At 68.9% G+C, this 17,656-nt stretch carries 16 protein-coding genes; 8 read left to right on the top strand and 8 right to left on the bottom strand.

The annotated features are described in order from the left end of the window. Positions 1 to 88: 88 nt before the first annotated feature. Positions 89 to 712, top strand: a complete 624-nt coding sequence (locus tag LA521A_RS12880; RefSeq protein ID WP_281779280.1) for a CREC-EF hand family protein — start codon at positions 89 to 91, stop codon at positions 710 to 712. 249 nt (positions 713 to 961) lie between these two features. On the opposite strand, the gene LA521A_RS12875 is transcribed toward LA521A_RS12880, so the two are convergent. The 3 genes from LA521A_RS12875 to LA521A_RS12865 all read right to left on the bottom strand — a co-directional run bounded on the left by LA521A_RS12875 (position 962) and on the right by LA521A_RS12865 (position 3,778). Further along, entirely contained in the window at positions 962 to 1,819 is an 858-nt protein-coding gene (locus tag LA521A_RS12875; protein WP_281779279.1) for a hypothetical protein, read from the bottom strand. A gap of 133 nt (positions 1,820 to 1,952) precedes the next feature. Next, positions 1,953 to 2,864 (bottom strand): acyl-CoA thioesterase, encoded by a 912-nt coding sequence (locus LA521A_RS12870; protein ID WP_281779278.1) that lies wholly within the window; start codon positions 2,862 to 2,864, stop codon positions 1,953 to 1,955. A gap of 341 nt (positions 2,865 to 3,205) precedes the next feature. Further along, on the bottom strand, positions 3,206 to 3,778 hold the full coding sequence (locus tag LA521A_RS12865; protein WP_281779277.1) for an N-acetylmuramoyl-L-alanine amidase: 573 nt from the start codon (positions 3,776 to 3,778) through the stop codon (positions 3,206 to 3,208). 110 nt (positions 3,779 to 3,888) lie between these two features. Between LA521A_RS12865 and LA521A_RS12860 the strand changes: the two genes are divergently transcribed. From LA521A_RS12860 to LA521A_RS12840, 5 genes are all read left to right on the top strand, one after another. After that, positions 3,889 to 4,404, top strand: coding sequence for an MOSC domain-containing protein (locus tag LA521A_RS12860; RefSeq protein ID WP_281779276.1), 516 nt, complete (start codon positions 3,889 to 3,891; stop codon positions 4,402 to 4,404). Next, positions 4,401 to 4,931, top strand: a complete 531-nt coding sequence (locus LA521A_RS12855; protein WP_281779275.1) for a YqiA/YcfP family alpha/beta fold hydrolase — start codon at positions 4,401 to 4,403, stop codon at positions 4,929 to 4,931. The genes LA521A_RS12860 and LA521A_RS12855 overlap by 4 nt, the downstream gene beginning before the upstream one ends. 10 nt (positions 4,932 to 4,941) lie before the next feature. Further along, complete coding sequence (gene rlmKL / locus LA521A_RS12850; RefSeq protein WP_281779274.1) at positions 4,942 to 7,113, top strand: bifunctional 23S rRNA (guanine(2069)-N(7))-methyltransferase RlmK/23S rRNA (guanine(2445)-N(2))-methyltransferase RlmL; 2,172 nt, start codon at positions 4,942 to 4,944, stop codon at positions 7,111 to 7,113. Positions 7,114 to 7,222: 109 nt separating this feature from the next. Further along, positions 7,223 to 8,074 (top strand): pirin family protein, encoded by an 852-nt coding sequence (locus tag LA521A_RS12845; RefSeq protein WP_281779273.1) that lies wholly within the window; start codon positions 7,223 to 7,225, stop codon positions 8,072 to 8,074. A gap of 24 nt (positions 8,075 to 8,098) precedes the next feature. Then, entirely contained in the window at positions 8,099 to 8,419 is a 321-nt protein-coding gene (locus LA521A_RS12840; protein ID WP_281779272.1) for a DUF3861 domain-containing protein, read from the top strand. Between the two features lie 132 nt (positions 8,420 to 8,551). Here LA521A_RS12840 and aqpZ read toward each other — a convergent pair whose 3' ends face one another. The 4 genes from aqpZ to LA521A_RS12820 form a co-directional block, all read right to left on the bottom strand. Further along, the gene (gene aqpZ, locus LA521A_RS12835; RefSeq protein WP_281779271.1) at positions 8,552 to 9,289 is read right to left on the bottom strand and encodes an aquaporin Z; all 738 of its coding nucleotides are present in this window, start codon (positions 9,287 to 9,289) and stop codon (positions 8,552 to 8,554) included. A 191-nt stretch (positions 9,290 to 9,480) separates the two neighbouring features. After that, positions 9,481 to 9,918 (bottom strand): hypothetical protein, encoded by a 438-nt coding sequence (locus LA521A_RS12830; RefSeq protein WP_281779270.1) that lies wholly within the window; start codon positions 9,916 to 9,918, stop codon positions 9,481 to 9,483. Positions 9,919 to 10,219: 301 nt separating this feature from the next. Beyond that, positions 10,220 to 11,089 (bottom strand): ribonuclease H-like domain-containing protein, encoded by an 870-nt coding sequence (locus LA521A_RS12825; protein WP_281779269.1) that lies wholly within the window; start codon positions 11,087 to 11,089, stop codon positions 10,220 to 10,222. Further along, positions 11,086 to 13,509 (bottom strand): DEAD/DEAH box helicase, encoded by a 2,424-nt coding sequence (locus LA521A_RS12820; RefSeq protein ID WP_281779268.1) that lies wholly within the window; start codon positions 13,507 to 13,509, stop codon positions 11,086 to 11,088. The genes LA521A_RS12825 and LA521A_RS12820 overlap by 4 nt, the downstream gene beginning before the upstream one ends. Before the next feature lie 297 nt (positions 13,510 to 13,806). Between LA521A_RS12820 and LA521A_RS12815 the strand changes: the two genes are divergently transcribed. Continuing rightward, positions 13,807 to 14,778 carry an MBL fold metallo-hydrolase gene (locus tag LA521A_RS12815; protein ID WP_281779267.1) on the top strand — a complete coding sequence of 324 codons (972 nt, stop codon included), beginning with the start codon at positions 13,807 to 13,809 and terminating at the stop codon, positions 14,776 to 14,778. Between the two features lie 367 nt (positions 14,779 to 15,145). Here the strand turns inward: LA521A_RS12815 and LA521A_RS12810 are convergent, their stop codons facing one another. Next, positions 15,146 to 15,775: a 2'-5' RNA ligase family protein gene (locus LA521A_RS12810; RefSeq protein WP_281779266.1), complete on the bottom strand. Its 630-nt coding sequence runs from the start codon at positions 15,773 to 15,775 to the stop codon at positions 15,146 to 15,148. A 174-nt stretch (positions 15,776 to 15,949) separates the two neighbouring features. Here LA521A_RS12810 and LA521A_RS12805 point away from each other — a divergent pair, with 174 nt between their 5' ends. Then, entirely contained in the window at positions 15,950 to 17,650 is a 1,701-nt protein-coding gene (locus tag LA521A_RS12805; RefSeq protein WP_281779265.1) for a sensor domain-containing diguanylate cyclase, read from the top strand. Positions 17,651 to 17,656: the final 6 nt, after the last annotated feature.

Raw genomic sequence — 17,656 nt, 5'->3', positions numbered from 1 at the left:
ACGCGGCCGGCGCGACGTCAACCGGCCGATGCGGCACGCGTTGACTGGATCATCGGCGCCATCCGGTGCCGCCCCCAGGAGCCATTCCATGACTCGCACGACCCTCTCCGTCCTGCTCGCCACCGCCGTCGCCGCGACCGTCGCCGGCGCCGCCATCGCCGCGCCGCAGGACGGCGCCGCGCGCCCGAAGATCGATGTCAACCAGGACGGCGTCATCGACCGCACCGAAGCCGCCGCGCATCCGCGCCTGGCGTCGTCCTTCGACCAGCTCGACAAGAACCGCGACGGCAAGCTCGACGCGTCCGAGCGCCCGCACCGCAAGGGCCACGGCGGCCGTCATGGCGGCCACGGCGGCGGTTACGAAGGCATCGTGAAGGCCGATGCCGACGGCGACGGCCGCATCAGCCGCACCGAGGCGGGCTCGCTGCGCTTCATCGGCGACAAGTTCGCCGACATCGATGCGAATCGCGACGGCTACATCGTTCGCAGCGAACTCACGAAGTACCACGAGCGCATGCGCCCGCAGCACGAAGCCGAACGCGCCAAGCGTGCCGAGGAACGCTTCGTCGCCGCCGACCTCAACAAGGACGGCAAGCTCAGCCGCGTGGAAGTCAGCGAGAAGATGCCGCGCCTGGAGAAGGCGTTCGCCTTCATGGACGAGGACCGCGACGGCTTCCTGACGCGCGCGGACTTGGCGCCGCGCAAGCGCTGAGTCGTTGTTGTTGCAGGCGGCGCGAGCGACGTGAACATCTCCGGCGATGCGCCTTTAGCCCCTCTCCCACCGGGAGAGGGGTTGGGGTGAGGGTTGGGGCGTGCGATCACGCTCGCACGCGCTCTTGCCGTTGTAGCCCGGGTAAGCGAAGCGCACCCGGGGTTTGTCACGCTCAACCCGGGTGCGCTTCGCTTACCCAGGCTACAAAGGCTACAAGTGCGCAGACCGAAGTCCCGCGTTCGCCGAACATCACATCGCCACGTGCTTCAACGTGCGCCCGACCTGCCAGCCGCTTTCGGTCTGCTTCACTTCCAGCGTCTTGTACGAGCCCGACAGGCGATGGTGGTACGCGCTGATTTCCAGCGTGCCGGTCACGCGGCCTTCGTCGTCGCGCGTTTTCGGGCGGAAGCCGTGCACGTCCACGATCACCGCCGGCTTGCCGGTGCCGCGCTGCGAACTGCCGACTTCATCGTCCGCGGTGCGCACGCATTGCGAGGCCGGGACCAGTTCGCGGCGCCGCGGTTTCTCCAGCAGCGGCTGCATCGCCTGGATCATCTCCGGCGACGCGTCCTTGCCGTCGATCGACAGGCACACCACGTCGATGCGCGCCGATGGCAGCTCCTGCGTGAACACCGCCGCCGCCAGCGGCTGCGGGATCTGCGCGGTGGAGCCGTCGAGCGGATGCGTCTTCAGCGCCTCGCCGGCGATGTCGAGCTTCACCGCGTGCCGGATTGCCAGCGCGCCGACGATCACGATGCCGGCGATCAGCACCAGCTTGAAGCGCAACGCACGCGATTGGGATTTCGCCTGCGCCGGCGTGCCTTCGGAATTCAGGCGGAAACTCGGGCCGGCGAAGCTCTCGCGCGTGGATTCCAGCAAGCCGGCTTCGCGCAGGATCTGCCGCGCCTTGACCGTGTCGTCCGAGCGCACGACCCACACCGCCGGCTTCGGCCCGCCGGATTCGCTGTCGCTGTAACTGAACGTGCCGCGGCGTCCGCCCTTGTACGAGCGCCCGTTGGTGATGCGCACCTCGATGTCGGCATCGCGCAGCATCTGCGCGACGGTCTCGACGTTTTCCAGGCGCTGGCTGGAGAAGACTTGTCTCATGACACCAAGGGAATCGGGAATTGGGAACCGGGAATCGACGAGCAAAGAGCCACTGACGCTTCACAGGAAGAGGAAGTCGATAACACGCAGGGTAGTCCTCCGATTGCCAACTCCCGATTCCCCATTGCCGGCTTCATTCTCTCGCCGGCACGAGTCCGGCCGCGGCGGCGTCCTTCACCACGCGGATGAGGCCTTCCTGCGCGGTGCTTGCCACCAGATGCCCGGCGCGGTCGAAGATCTGGCCGCGCGCGAGGCCGCGCGCGCTCTGCACGCTGGGGCTGTCGATCGAATACAGCAGCCAGTCGTCGGCGCGGAACGGGCGGTGGAACCACAGCGCGTGGTCGAGCGAGGCCATCTGCACGTTCGGCTGGTAATAGCTGATGCCGTGCGGGAAGGTCGCGGTGCCGAGCAGGTGGAAATCGGACGCGTAGGCGAGCAGGGCGCGATGCAGTTCCGGCGCGTCGCCGACGCGTTCGGTCAGGCGGAACCAGAACTGCTGGTACGGCGGGCGCTTGGGCGGGTTGAGCTCGTCGCGCGGGTAGATGTGGCGGAACTCGAACGGCCCCTTGCGCGACAGCCAGCGCTGGATCTTGATCGGCAGCGTCGCCATCACGTGCTCGGGCACTGCCGGCGCGGGGTCGATGTCCTCCGGCTTGGGGACTTCGGGCATCGACAGCTGGTGCTCGCCGCCGTCCTCGTCCTGCTGGAACGAGGCGGCCATGAAGAAGATCACCTCACCGTGCTGGATCGCGGTGACGCGTCGCACGGAGAAGCTGCCGCCGTCGCGCGTGCGGTCGATCTGGTAGACGATCGGCGCGGCGATGTCGCCGGCGCGCAGGAAATACGCGTGCAGCGAGTGCGCGCCGCGCGGCGCCTTCATCGTCGCCTGCGCGGCCGACAGCGCCTGCCCGAGCACCTGCCCGCCGAACACGTACTTGGTGCCGATGTCGCGGCTTTGCCCACGGAAGAGGTTGTCCTCCAGCCGCTCCAGCGAGAGCAGTTCGACCAGTTCGTGAACGACTTGCTCGTTGGCGGGCGAGGTCATGCGCAGGCTCTTCGAGGGCGGGACGGAAGTATACCCGGGGGGTGCAAAGCCCCTCTCCCGTCGGGAGAGGGGTTGGGGTGAGGGAGGGACATGAGGGCGCGCCCGTGCTCGCGATGTGTCGTTCGGGTCTTCGCTCACCGAGAAGCAGAATGGGTTCCAGCTTTCGCTGGAATGACGGCTCAAGGCCAGCGGTTGTAGCCCGGGTAAGCGAAGCGCACCCGGGAACCCGCAGACGGGAATACCCGTTTGCTGTGCGGGCGTGCCCGAACAGGGCGGGCCTGGGTCCCGGCTTTCGCCGGGATGACGGGAGAAGGTGCCCAATGCCAGATGCAGTGGCTGGACTACGGCACCCGCACCAACCCCACCGCCTGCATCACCCGCTCCCACGGAAACAACGGCCCCGGATCACGCTTGCGCCGCACGAGCACGTCCGGATCGTCGGTGGCGCGGACTTCGGTCGTGTCGAGATCCTCATGGCCGGCGATCGCGCGAAGCGACGGCAGCTCGCCCTCCAGCCAGCGCAGCAACGCGATCAACGCATCGATCTGCGCGTGGGTGTACGCCTCGTCCATCGCCTGGTGCGATGCGGCGAGCCAGTCCGGATAACGCCCGCGGTTCACCAGTTCGATGCCCACCGCGCGCGTGTTGTGGCCGCGCACGTGGTGGGCGATGCGGTCCAGCGCGACGTACTGGTGCACGCTGCCGTCGCGGTCGATGTAGAAGTGGCCGCTATTGCCGGTGAGCGAGGTCTCGTACAGCACTTCCTCGCCGAAACGGCGCGCCATCGCGAGGTCGGGCAGCTCGGTGCAGTGGATGACGACCAGGTCGATCGTGTCGAGCGCGCGTGCGTCCAGCCGCTCCTGGTAGGGCAGCGGATCGAAGGCGATTAGCGGGGCCGGCGGGGCGGTCGACATGGGGCCGGATGCTACCATTCGCCTCCCGCGCGCCACGCGCGGCGCCCCAGCCCTGCTGGGCAACTTCCCGCCCGCGCCCGTCGCGGTCCGACCCCCGGACGGAACCGCCCATGAAACTCCCGCCGCCCGACTCCGAGCTCGGCAAGCTGATGGCCACGTTGCCGCAAACCGGCACCGTGGACTGGATCGGCCTGCGCCCCGCGCGCGGTGCGCCCATGTCCGAAGTCGACGAGGTGGTGGCCGTGACCGGCGCCGGCCTGACCGGCGACCGCTACAAGGGCGGCAGCGGCAAGCGCGGCATCACGCTGGTGCAGGCCGAACACCTGCCGGTGATCGCCGCGTTGTCCGGCCACGCGGCGGTCGAACCGGCGACGCTTCGCCGCAACCTCATCGTGTCCGGCATCCCGCTGGTGGCGCTGAAGGGACGGCGTTTCCGCGTCGGCGAGGTCGTGCTGGAAGGCACCGGTCCGTGCGATCCGTGTTCGCTCATGGAAGCCCTGCTGGGCCCCGGCGGTTTCAACGCGATGCGCGGCCACGGCGGCCTGTGCGCACGCATCCTGCAGGGCGGCACGATCCGCCGCGGCGACGCGGTCGTCGCCCTCACCGAACCAGACTCCAACGCATGAGCACTCGCGGACACTGCATCCTTTCCCACGGCTTCGAGAGCGGCCCGGAGGCCACCAAGGTCGCCGCGCTGGCCGACGTCGCGCAGCGCCTGGGCTGGACCCACGAGCGCCCCGACTACACCGACCTCGACGCGAAGCGCGAGGTGAGCGAAGTCGGCGACGTGTACGCACGCGTCGATCGCCTGCTCGCGCTCGCGCAGGCCGCCGCCGCGCGCGGTCCGGTGGTACTCGCCGGTTCGAGCCTGGGGGCGTACATCTCCGGCCTGGTGTCGCAGAAGGTGGACACCGTCGGCCTGTTCCTGATGGCGCCACCGGTGCGCATGGGCGAAGCGCCGCGCCTCACCGCCGCGAACGTGCCGACCTCGATCATCCACGGCTGGAACGACGAACTCATCGCGCCGGCCGAAGTCGTCGCCTGGGCCTACGCGCGCAGTGCGCGCCTGCTGCTGGTGGACGACAGCCACCGCCTTTCCAAACACGTCGACGCGAGCGCGGAGGCTTTCGCCTCGCTGCTCGCCTCGCTTTGAGTAGACACCGATGAAGTTCTTCGCCAGCTGCGGCAAAGGCCTGGAATACCTGCTCGCCGACGAGCTGGCCGCGCTGGGCTGCACGCGCGCGACCGCCGCCATGGCGGGCGTGAACGTCGAAGGCTCGCTGATCGACGCGCAGCGCGCCGTGCTGTGGTCGCGCCTGGCCAGCCGCGTGTTGTGGCCGATCGCCGAATTCGACTGCCCCGACGAACACGCGCTCTACAACGGCGTCGCCGCGATCGACTGGTCGCAGCATCTCGAACGCAGCCACACCGTGGCCGTCGACGCGCACGTGTCGGGCGAAGCCATCACGCATGCGCGTTACGCCGCGCAGCGCGTGAAGGACGGCATCGTCGACGTGATGCGCGCCACGACCGGCACGCGGCCCGATGTCGATGTCGAATCGCCCGACCTGCGCGTGAACCTCGTGCTGCGCAAGGGGCGCGCGATCGTGTCCATCGACCTGTCCGGCGGGCCGATGCACCGCCGCGGTTGGCGCACGAAGCAGGGCGAGGCGCCGCTGAAGGAGAACCTCGCCGCCGCCGTGCTGATGCGCGGGCAATGGACGAAGGTGTACGCCGACGGCGGCTCGCTGCTCGACCCGATGTGCGGCAGCGGCACGCTGCTCATCGAAGGCGCGCTGATGGCGGGCGACGTCGCGCCGGGCCTGCAGCGCCACGGGCATGAAGCGCCCACGGGGTGGCGCGGGTTCGATGCGGCGGCGTGGAAGGCGTTGCTCGACGACGCGCGCAAGCGCGAAGCGGCCGGCATGAACGCGCTGCGTTCGGCGTTCTTCGGCCGCGATACCGATCCGCACGCGATCCGCGCGGCGCAGGACAACGCGGTGCTGGCCGGTCTCGCCGGGCTCATCGATTTCCATGTCGGCGACATCCGTTCGCTGGATCACGCACCGGGCGCGGCGAACGACGAAGCGCCGGGCGGCCTGGTCGTCTGCAACCCGCCGTACGACGCGCGCCTCGCCGCCGATCCCGCGCTGTACCGCGCGCTGGGCGACTCGCTGAAACGCGCGACGCCGCAGTGGCGCGCGAGCCTGCTGTGCGGCGATGCGGAACTCGCCTTCGCCACCGGCCTGCGCGCGCAGAAGAAATACCAGCTGTTCAACGGCGCGATCGAATGCACGCTGATCGTGTGCGATCCCATCGCCCCGGTGCAGCGTCGTCGCACCGACGAGGCCGGCGCGGAGATCGCGCCGACGCTGTCGGAAGGCGCGCAGATGGTCGCCAATCGCCTGCGCAAGAACCTGCACAAGCTCAAGCGCTGGCGCGAGCGGGAAGGCGTGACGTGTTATCGCGCGTACGACGCGGACATCCCGGAATACGCCGCCGCCATCGATGTCTACACCACGCACGAAGCGACGCCGCGCACGTTCCTGCACGTGCAGGAATACGCCGCGCCGCAGGCGATCCCCGAGAACCTCCAGCGCCGCCGCCTGAACGAACTGCTGGCCGCCGCGCGCGACGTCTTCAACGTCCCGCGCGAGAACGTTGCGCTGAAGACGCGCTCGCGCGGCAAGGGCGGCAGCAAGTACGGGACGATGGATTCGCGCGGCGAGTTCGTCACCGTGCGCGAAGGCGACGTGCTGCTGCGCGTGAACCTGTTCGATTACCTCGACACCGGCCTGTTCCTCGACCATCGCCCGATGCGCCTGCGCATCGCGGAGGAAGCGCACGACACGCGGTTCCTCAACCTGTTCGGCTACACCGGCGCGGCGACCGTGCACGCGGCCGTCGGCGGCGCGCGCCTGACGACGACGGTCGACCTGTCGGCCACGTACCTGGAATGGTGCGCCGACAACCTGCGCGAGAACGACGTCGGCGGCACGCGCCACCGCCTCGTGCAGGCCGACGCGTTGACGTGGCTGGAAGCCGACACGCACCAGTACGACCTGATCTTCTGCGATCCGCCGACGTTCTCCAACTCCAAGCGCGCGCAGGACTTCGACGTGCAGGCGCAGCACGTACGCCTGCTGCGCGCGGCCGTCTCGCGGTTGGCGGACGACGGCGTGCTGTACTTCTCGAACAACTTCCGGCGCTTCCGTCTGGACGAAGCCGCCGTCGGGGAGTTCGCGAAGGTCGAGGACATCAACGCCCGCACGATCCCGCCGGATTTCGAGCGCGACGCGCGCATCCATCGCTGCTGGCGCCTGACGCGGCGGTAGCCGGGCACCGGCCGGACGCGGCACGTCGAACATGGACCGTTCCACCCACGGCACTGGCCGTGGGGCGCCGGCGGCACGACATTGTCGCGAGCAGTTACCGGAGGTTCCCATGAACAGCACCGACTTCGCCCACATCGGCCGCACCCTGCGCGGCATGCCCGCGTCCGACGGCGCCGGCGTTCGCCTGACGCGCGTGATCGGCACGCCCCAGCTGGAGATGCTTGACCCGTTCCTGATGCTGGACGAGTTCGGCACCGACCAGCCCGAGGACTACCTCGCCGGCTTCCCGGACCATCCGCATCGCGGCTTCGAGACCGTCACCTACATGCTCGACGGCCGCATGCGCCACAAGGACAACCACGGCAACGAGGGCGTGCTCGTGCCCGGCAGCGTGCAGTGGATGACCGCTGGACGCGGCCTGGTGCATTCGGAAATGCCCGAGCAGCAGGAAGGCCGCATGCGCGGCTTCCAGCTGTGGGTGAACCTGCCGTCCGCGCAGAAGATGAGTGAGCCGCAGTACCAGGAATTCGCGCCGGACCGCATCCCGCAGTTGCAGCCGGCCGACGGCGTGCGCGTGAAGGTGATCGCCGGCCGCGTTGGCGACGTCGCCGGCCCGATTCGCCAGCCGGCGACCGATCCGGTCTACCTCGACATCGAACTCGCAGCGAACGCCGCGTGGGACGTCGACCTGCCCGAAGGCCACAACGCCTTCGCGTATGCGTTCGAAGGCGCGGGTTCCATCGGCGAGGGCGAGGCGGCGCGCGCGATCGCGTCGCAGGAAATCGCGGTGCTGGTCGGTGGCCGCACGGTGCGGTTCCGCGCGGGCGAGGGCGGGCTTCGCACGATCCTCGTCGCCGGGCGGCCGCTGCGTGAACCGGTCGCGCGTTATGGCCCGTTCGTGATGAACACGAAGGAGCAGATCATGCAGGCCTTCGTCGATTTCCAGGAAGGCCGGTTTTGAGCTTTGTTGTAGGAGAAGGCACCGATGGCCGTTCGTGAACACCGCTACCGCATCACCGTCGAACACCTCGCCACCCCGCGCGAGGACCAGCCGCTGCGCGGCACGCTGACCTTCGAGGACGGCAACCACGACGACCTGTTCCGCATCGTCGAACTGCAGCGCGGCAGCGGGCGGTTCGGCAGCGAGGACGAAGCGGCGGCGTTCGCCATCGGCCTGAAGCTGTTGAGCGAGGCGGTGCTGCGCCATCGCGACGACCCGCTGCTGCAGCAGCTGAAGGCGCCGATCGGCGATTTCATCCGGCAGTTGAAGGCGGAGAACGCGGCGCGTTCGAAGTCCGTCGCGTAAGCAAGCTCTTGTGAACCCGGGTGCGACCTGCGGTCTTACCCGGGCCGCAAAAGCCCGACGTCCGGAAAGGTCCCAAGGAAAAGGCCACGCTCGCGCGTGGCCTTTTCGTTTTTTCGCCGAAGCAGCGTGCGATCAGCGCGGCACGCCCTTCACATCCGGGCCGTACTGCCCGAGCCAGCGGTAGATCACGCCGCCGAGCAGGCCGCCGGCGATCGGCGCGACCCAGAACAGCCACAGCTGCGACATCGCGACCTGGCCTGCGAACAGCGCCACGCCCGTGGAACGCGCCGGGTTCACCGAGGTGTTGGTCACCGGGATGCTGATCAGGTGGATCAGCGTCAGCGCCAGGCCGATCGCGATCGGCGCGAAACCGACCGGCGCCCGTGCATGCGTGGCGCCGAGGATCACGATCAGGAACATCGCGGTCATCACGATTTCCGTCAGGAACGCCGCATTGATCCCGTAGCCGCCGGGCGAATGCGAGCCGTAGCCGTTGCTGGCGAAGGCGCCGGCCGCGTTCGGATCGATCGCGAAGCCCGGCGTGCCGCTGGCGATGTGGAACAGGATGAAGCCGGCGAAGATGCCGCCGAGCACCTGGGCGATGATGTACGGCACCAGTTCGCGCGCCGGGAAGCGGCCGCCGGCCCACAGGCCGAAACTCACCGCCGGATTGAAATGGCCGCCGGAAATGTGGCCGAGCGCGTAGGCGCCGGTCAGCACGGTCAGGCCGAATGCCAGCGACACGCCGAGCAGGCCGATGCCGAGGGGATTGCCGTCGCCGCCGAACTTGGCTGCGAGGACCGCGCTACCGCAGCCGCCAAGCACCAACCAGAACGTGCCGATGAATTCGGCCGCAAGCTTCCTGATCATGTTGCACTTCTCCTGCCCAGGGATTGAGGGATTCCGCTTGCGCTGCGCGTCCGGCAGGCAAAACGGGCTCGGATCTTAGGAGTGGCAGGAGCGACGGTAACTGCGAAAGAAGCTGATTGCACGCGCAAGCCGATTGACGGCTCTCCGCCCGGTGTCGCGGGCGGATGGGCCGTCCGGCGTGCCCGGACGCGTCAGTTGCTGCTCAGGCGCGTGGCGGGGAAGCGGATCGACTGCACCTGGTTCAGCGCCGGAGACAGTTCCGGTGCGGCGGCCTGCAGCCAGATATGCGCGACGCGTCCGTCCGGCAGCTGGACCAGCGTCTCGCGGACCTGGACGTCCGGCTTGGTCGCCAGTTCGCCCTTGTACCAGTAGATGGTCTGCCCGTCGATCACCGCTTCTTCCGCGCGGTTGCCGCGCTTGGGCTCGAAGTTCGCCTTGCGCGAGATGTACAGGCCGAACGCTTCCGAACCGTCCGCACGCAGTGCGCGGCAGAAATCGGAATCGCCCGATGCCTTGTATTCCCACGTCAATCCCGCGTTCGCGGGCAGCTGCGGGCAATTGCCCCCGTCGTTGGATTCCTGCGCGTGCGCGCTCGCCATGCTCCCGGCGAGCACGAGCAGGGCCGACATACGCCATGCCGTCGTGTTCACGACTAACCCCCTGTGATCGTTACACCCCATGCAACGAAACAGCCCAAGGCGGGCTGCGTGTGACCGGCACGAAACGTGACGGATCGGTCGGTCTGGACCGAACATAGTCCAGAAAACGGCACTTGACAAATAACCAGACTTAATAGGCGGTCTCCCGGCCTTATGGATCGACCCGGCACCCGGGGGCGGGCCTTGCATACGTGCGGAAACAGCGGATTTCCCGCGATTTCCGCTAAGACCCAACTGGTTTCGCGCGAAACCTTCACGCGCCGCGGTGCGGCTACCAGGCTTCGACCGAGGGAAGCGGCGTTTCCAGCGCGGCATCCATCTCCGCGGCGCTCAGCTGCGACAGGTGCAGCAGCAGTTCGGCCAGGGTCGCGACGTCGCGATCGTTGTGCGCGAGTACGCGTCGCAGGTTGAACGCCGAGCCGCCACGCAGGTACGACAACCACGCCGCGGGCGCTTCGGATCCGGGGAGATCGTCCTCGCGCACCACGTTCAATGCGCGGCGCTCAATCGTCGCGAGCCGGCAGTTCTCCCACCGCCCGCGATAGCGCCGCCGCGTGGGATACAGCAGGTCCACGTGCGCCAGCTCCGCCAGTGGGGTGCCCATGCGGTTGAGGCGGAAGCGCGTGGCGAGCAGCGGCGCATCAAAGCACTTGCCGTTGTAGCTCACCAGCATCGTGTCGGGCCGCAGCCATTGGCGGAAGGCCTCGAGCATCGCCGCTTCGCCGGACATCGCGGTGATCAGCAACTGCCGCACGCGCAGCGCGCCCTCGAACCAGTCGGCAGCGCCGATCATGAAGGCGCGCGTGCCGCTGCCACCGGCCAGTCCCGTGGTTTCCGTATCGAAGAACATGAGCCGTTGCGCATCCAGCGCATCGCGACGATCGAAGCGACCGTCGATCCAGGCCTGCGGCGGGGCGAACGGCAACCGTGCTTCGACCAGACGCAGGCCGGGTGCGATCTCCACGCCGGGCACGTGGCGATCGTTCGATGCGATGCGCGACACCGGCTCGGGCGCGCGACGTCGCAGGTGCCGGCGCAGGTCGTCGATGCTCGGCGTGCGCGCGGGCTCGACGGGTTTCGAAGGCGTTGCGGCGCCGGCCTGCCGCTTGAGTTGTTGCAGACGCGCGAGGGTCAGGCTCATGCGGGCGCCAAGGCCTTGAGTACGCGCAATGCAAGCGCACGCGGCGCGACGCTGGCATCTTCGTCGATCGCGAGCACCGGGCCCACGCACGCCGGGCAACCGGCCTTGCAGTCGCATCGTTCGACCAGTTCCACCGCGCGCTGCACGAGTTCGCGCTGGCGGAAGTGCAGCGGCTCGCTCAGGCCGACGCCGCCGGGATAGTTGTCGTAGAGGTAGACGGTCGGTACGAAACGCTCGCCGTCTTCCAGCGACGCCGCGTCTTCGCCCGCGCCGCGCAACTGCCCGCGTCCGCGCCCGTCCGCGCTGGCGAACCACGCGCCGTTGCCGTCGCCGACGGCCTTCTGCAGATCGACGCCTTCGGCCATCACCGCGAGCTTGGCGACGACGTGCAGCGCGTAGCCGGCACCGAGGAACCCGTCGAGCGCTTCCTGCCGCGAGGCGAATTCCGATTCGAGCACCGCCGGCGGCAACTGCCACCACACGCTGGTCGTATGCAGTTCCTGGTCGGGCAGCGTGACCGGACCGTAGCCGATGTTCTCGTGCGTGTAGTAGCGGATCTTCTTGTAGCCGGCGACGCGACGCACCACGTGCACTTCGCCGTGATGACACGTGCCGCGGCCCGCGGGCGAGCCGTCGAAACGTTCGAGCACGTTCAGCTTCGTGTAGTCGATCGCGTCGGTGTAGTAGTCCACGTGCGTGCGCGTGACGAAGGCCTTGCGGCCGTCCCAGTCGAGTTTCTCCACCTGGTACGGCGTGGCCTGCACCATGTAGATCGCGCCTTCGTACAGCGTCAGCGGCGCGCTGGAGAAATCGACTTCAGCGATGATCGTCTGCCGGCCCTGCGTGCGGTCGACCACGACGAAGTTGCCGTCGGCCACCGAACGCAGGCTCACCGCATTGGCGGGATAGCTGTCGGCGATCCACTCCCAGCGTTCGTTCTCGTTGTGCACCACGCCGTCTTCGGCGAGCAGTTGCAGGTACACCTGCGGATCGACCGGGCCGAATAGCTCGCGCGCCTGGAACGGGAGCTCGAACGCCGCGCAGCGGATGTGGTCGAGCAGGATCACCGGCTGGTCGGCATGGATGCGCGCATGCTCCGGCGACGCATTGGCGAAGAACTCCGGATGCCGGATCACGTACTGGTCCAGCGGATCGGAACTGGCGACCAGCACGCCGACCGAGGCCTGCTGGCGCCGTCCCGCACGGCCGAAGCGCTGCCACGTCGCGGCGATCGAACCCGGATAACCATTGAGCACCACGGCGTCGAGCGCGCCGATATCCACGCCCAGTTCCAGCGCGGACGTGGACACGATGCCGTCGATGGTGCCGGCGCGCATGGCGCGTTCGGTCTCGCGGCGCTCCGTCGGCAGGTATCCTCCGCGATAACTGCGGATGCGCGCCGGTTTGCGCGGATCGCTGTCGAACACGTCCTTGAGGTACTTCGTCAGCACTTCCACCATCAGCCGCGACTGCGCGAACACCAGCGTCTTCAAGCCGGCCTTGATGGTCAGTCGCGCGATGAGGTTGCTCTGCGAACGCGCCGACGCGCGCAGGCCGAGGTCGGGATTGATCACCGGTGGATTCCACAACAGCACGTGCTTGTCGCCGCTGGGCGCGCCGGATTCGGTAACGGCGGTGACGTCGCGCTCGGTCAGCGCTTCGGCGTGCGCCTTCGGATTGCCGATGGTTGCCGAGCACAGGATGAACTGCGGCTTCGAGCCATAGAACGCGCAGATGCGCTGCAGGCGGCGGATCACGTTCGCCACGTGCGAGCCGAACACGCCGCGGTAGCTGTGCACTTCGTCGATCACCACGTAGCGCAGGTTCTCGAAGAACTGCGCCCACTTGGTGTGGTGCGGCAGGATGCCCTGGTGGAGCATGTCGGGATTGCTCACCACGATGTCGCCGTGCAGGCGGATCGCCTGTCGCGCGTCGCCGGGCGTGTCGCCGTCGAAGGTGAAGGTGCGCACGCCCAGGTTGCCGGCGGAGTTGAGTTCGAGCAGTTCGGCGACCTGGTCCTGCGCCAGCGCCTTGGTCGGGAACAGGAACAAGGCCTTCGAACGCTGCGTCGAGGCGGCCGCGAGCACGGGCAGCAGGTAGCACAGGCTCTTGCCCGACGCGGTGGCAGTGGCGATCACCACGTCCTCGCCGCGACGCACCGCGTGCCATGCCTCGGCCTGGTGCGAATAGAGGCGATCGATGCCGCGCGCGGCCAACGCCTGCACGACACCGGCGGGGACGTCGTCGGGCATCGGCACGCTGCGCTCCGGCCGGCCCGGGACGGTGTGCACGCCGGTGATGCGCGAGAGGTACTTGTTCTCCAGCCGCTGCGCGAGCGCGCGTCCATCGGCGGCCGGCCGCGGGCGCGCGACCTCGGGAAAGACGGAGAGGTCGGTCGGGCTGCGCGCCGGCTGGTTCATGCGGGATCGTTTTGCGGAAGGGCAGGGCGTTGTAGGCGAGCGGCGTCTCAGGGTGTGAGATTGGGAATGGAACGGCAGTGTTCGCACTGGAGGAAGTCCGTGACCGTCATCCGGCGAAAGCCGGGACCAGTGCGTGGTATCTGGAGGCTGTCGGCCTGGGTCCCGGCTTTCGCCGGGATGACGGCAATGCGCGCACACACACCATTCCACGCGACGCGATTTCGGGCCGCGGTTCGTGCGCGCTAAGCTCGCGCAGCCCGGGCGAACCCGCCCGGCCCCTCACACCGGGAGCCTCCCATGAATCGCAGTTCCCTTTCCCTCGCGGTTTCCCTGCTGCTCGCAGGCAGCATGCTCGGCGGTTGCGCCAAGCCGGCATCCGAAGATCAGGCGGCCGCGCCTGTTCCTGCTGCCGAAGCACCGGCACCGGTCGCGCCGGCGCCCACACCGGCGGCACAGGAGAACGCCGACATCTTCCGCTTCAAGATCGGCACGCTCGATGCGGTCGCGCTGCGCGACGGCACCATCGACACGCCGAACGACGGCAAGACGTTCGGCGTCGGCCAGAAGACGGAGGACGTCGCCGCGGTGCTCGCCGCGAACGGCCAGCCGACCGACACGCTGCACCTGAGCATCCAGCCGCTGCTCGTGCGCGATGGCGAGCGCACGATGCTGTTCGACACCGGCGCTGGCGACGTGAGCTGGGCGAAGGCCGGCAAGCTGCAGGCATCGCTCGGCGCGGCGGGCGTGCAGCCGGCGCAGGTCACCGACATCTTCATCTCGCACGGCCACCCCGACCACGTCGGCGGCTTGCTGACGAAGGACGGCGCACTCGCGTTCCCGAACGCCACCGTGCACCTGTCGGCGCCGGAATGGGCAGCGATCCAGAAGAACGCGGAACTGGCGAAGCTCGTCGCCGCCGTCGGTGCGAAGGTCGCGACGTTCGAACCGGGCGCCACGGTGCTGCCGGGCGTCACCGCCGTCGCGCTGGAAGGCCACACGCCGGGCCACAGCGCATACGAGATCGCATCGGGCGACGAGCGTCTGCTGTATATCGGCGACGCGGCGCATCACTACATCGTGTCCGTGCAGCGCCCCGACTGGACCATCGCCTACGACCAGGACGCCGCGAAAGGCCAAGCGGCCCGCCGCGCCCTGCTCAAGCGCGCCGCCGACGGCAACCTGCGCGTGTATGCCGTGCACTTCCCGTTCCCGGGCATCGGCCACGTGAAGACGCAGGGCGACGCGTACGTGTGGGTACCGGAAGGGTGATGGCTGAGGTGTGAGGCGCCGCACCTGCCGGTTCGGGCTCTCCGGTGGCAGTGCTTGAAGATCGAAATGGGTTCCAGCTTTCGCTGGAATGACGGTGTGGTGGTTCGCCGCTGTCGGAGTGCCCGAACGCTACCGGCCTGGGTCCCGGCCTTCGCCGGGATGACGGCTTAGCCCCTCTCCCACCGGGAGAGGGGTTGGGGTGAGGGTCGGGGCGTGCGACGCAGCTCGCGCTCGCGGTGTTCGCTTTCGTGCGCGGGCGGCTACAAGGGCGCAGCGGTTTTCCGGCTACAACGTTGACGATCAAGATGGGTTCCAGCTTTCGCTGGAATGACGGTGTGGTGGTCCGCCACTGTCGCTCGACAGAACATCAACCGCTCCCCGGCCACCGCCACAAGCACCGCCGCGCGGTCCCGTGATTGCCCACCTGATACACGCCGACGGCCACCGGCGAGAACTGGAACGCCTCGAACGCGGCCGCCTCCAGCTCCCGAAGGAATGCCGCGCGCGCATGCCCCAGCGTCAGGTGCGGCGCGTAGTTGGCACCGCTGTGATCGGGGACGAAGCGCTCCACGTAGCGGATCGTCGACTCGCGAATGGGCGATCCATCCTCGTTCGGCACGAACGCCTGCGCCGTGCCGCCCGCGACGGCGAGCCTCTGCGCCGCCTCCAGGCAATCGTCCGCCAGCGCCTGCAGCGCGGGCGTCGAGGTGATGCGCCATGACGCGCTCCCCGTGTCGCCGTCGATACGCACCTGCACGCCGGTGACCTCCAGCGACAGCGCGAGCGGGTTGTGCGCGCTGGCGATCGATTCGATCGCCGCGAACAGCGCGGGCAGATCGCGCTCGTACACGTAACGCTGCGCCAGCGTGACGTGCGGCAGGTGCGTGTCGTCGAAGGCGAAGCCGACCGGATGGTCGGCGCGCAGCGCCGCGTTGGTCGCGCGCGCGCGGGCCTGCGTGGTCGGGTCGGGTTCGAGCAGGACGTCGAGGGCGATCATGGGTCACCTGCGCCGGTCGGTAAGCTGCGGTCTGCGTCTCAAGAATGAACGCGGGCCGCCGATAGAATGCCCGACAATCCGCGATGCCACGCGCCCGACGGTCGCCACGCTTCGCCCTCATCCACGGCATGGAAGCCAGACGCGCGTCGGACACGCGCCGGAACCGCGTATTCCATGACCTCACGTTTTTCGCCGCTGCGCGTGTTCCTTGCGGCCACGGTGATCCTGGTGTCGCTCGGGCTGTATGTGGTCGCCAACGCGATCCAGTTCGCCTCCGACTACCGGATGGTCACGCACACCTACGACGTGCTGCGCACGCTCGACCACATCGAATCGCTCAAGCACCAGGCCGTGGCCGAGTCGCGCGGCTACCTGCTCGCCGGGCGCGCGGACAATCGCGACAACTTCTGGCGCATCGGCGGCGAACTCCAGCGCGAGGCCGACCTGCTCGCCGAACGCGTGGTCGACAACCCGCCGCAGCACGAGCGGGCCGTGGCGCTGCGCCGCGCGCTCGATGCGCGCCTGCGCCTGAGCGTGCAGGCGATGCAGTCGCGGACGCCGGGCGAGGCAGCGTCCGGCACCGCGGCCACCATCGTGACGGCGGTGCGCTCCGGCGACGCCGATGTCGCGCGCCGTCTGGAACAGCTGCGCATGGCCGAGAACCAGCTGCTGTCGAAGCGTTCCGCACGCGCCGAACGCTCGGCCTGGCTGACGCTGTTCGCCGCCGGCGTCGGCATTCCGCTGAGCCTGATGCTCATCGGCTACGCGCAGCGCCGGCTGGCGCGCGAGAACCGCGACCGCAAGGTCGCCGAACGCGCCGCGTCGGCATCGAACACCGAACTCAACGCGACGGTGGAGCAGCTCGCGCGCCTGTCCGACAGCATGGCCGCGCTGAGCCAGTACTCGGGCATGTTGCAGGGCGCGTCGGACGCGCAGGAGCTGTACGAAATCACCGCCACCACCTTCCGCCAGCTGCTGCCCGGCATGGGCGGGCTGCTGTACGTGATCCGTGCTTCGCGCGATCACGCCGAGCTGGTCGCGCAATGGGGCGGGGCAGTGGCGCCGAACGATCCCGCGCCCGCGCTGCAGGCGTGCTGGTCGGTGCGCCGGCACGCGCCGTTCGCGATGGAAGACCTGCGGCACGGCCTGCGTTGTTCGCACATCGGCCGGCCGCACGGCGCCGAAGACGTGCACGGCCTGTGCGTACCGCTCAGCGCGCACGGCGAAGTCGTCGGCTGGCTGTCGTTGCAGGGCGAGGGTCGAGGGCGCATCCCGGACGAGTCGCTGGCGATCCGCCTGTGCGAACAGCTGTCGCTGGCGCTGGCTAACGTGCGGCTGCGCGAAAGCCTGCGCCACCAGGCCGTGCGCGATCCGCTCACGGGGCTGTTCAATCGCCGGTACCTGGAGGAATCGCTGGCGCGCGAGATCGCCCGCTGCCAGCGTCGCGGGCAACCGCTGGCCGTGCTGATGCTCGACGTCGACCACTTCAAGCTCTTCAACGACCGGCACGGGCATGCGATGGGCGATGCCGCGCTTTCCGCATTCGCGCGCATGTTGAAGACGCGTTGCCGGCCGGAGGATATCGCCTGCCGTTACGGCGGCGAGGAATTCACCCTGATCCTGCCGGAGACCGATCTGGCGACCGCGCTCGAGCGCGCCGAAGACATCCGCGCCGGCGCGGCGATGCTGCGCATCGGCGATCCGGGCGCCTCGATGCTGCGCATCACCGTGTCGATCGGCGTGGCGCTGATGCCGGAGCACGGCGACGTCGGTCTGGAATTGATGCGCGCCGGCGACCAGGCGCTGTATCGCGCCAAGCATGAGGGGCGCGACCGGGTCGCGGTGGCGGATGGGCGGGTGGCCGCGGCGGTGTAGCGCGCG

Origin of the sequence: Lysobacter auxotrophicus (assembly GCF_027924565.1) — a bacterium.
GTDB lineage: Bacteria > Pseudomonadota > Gammaproteobacteria > Xanthomonadales > Xanthomonadaceae > Lysobacter_J > Lysobacter_J auxotrophicus.
This window is presented reverse-complemented; position numbering and strand designations above follow the sequence as displayed.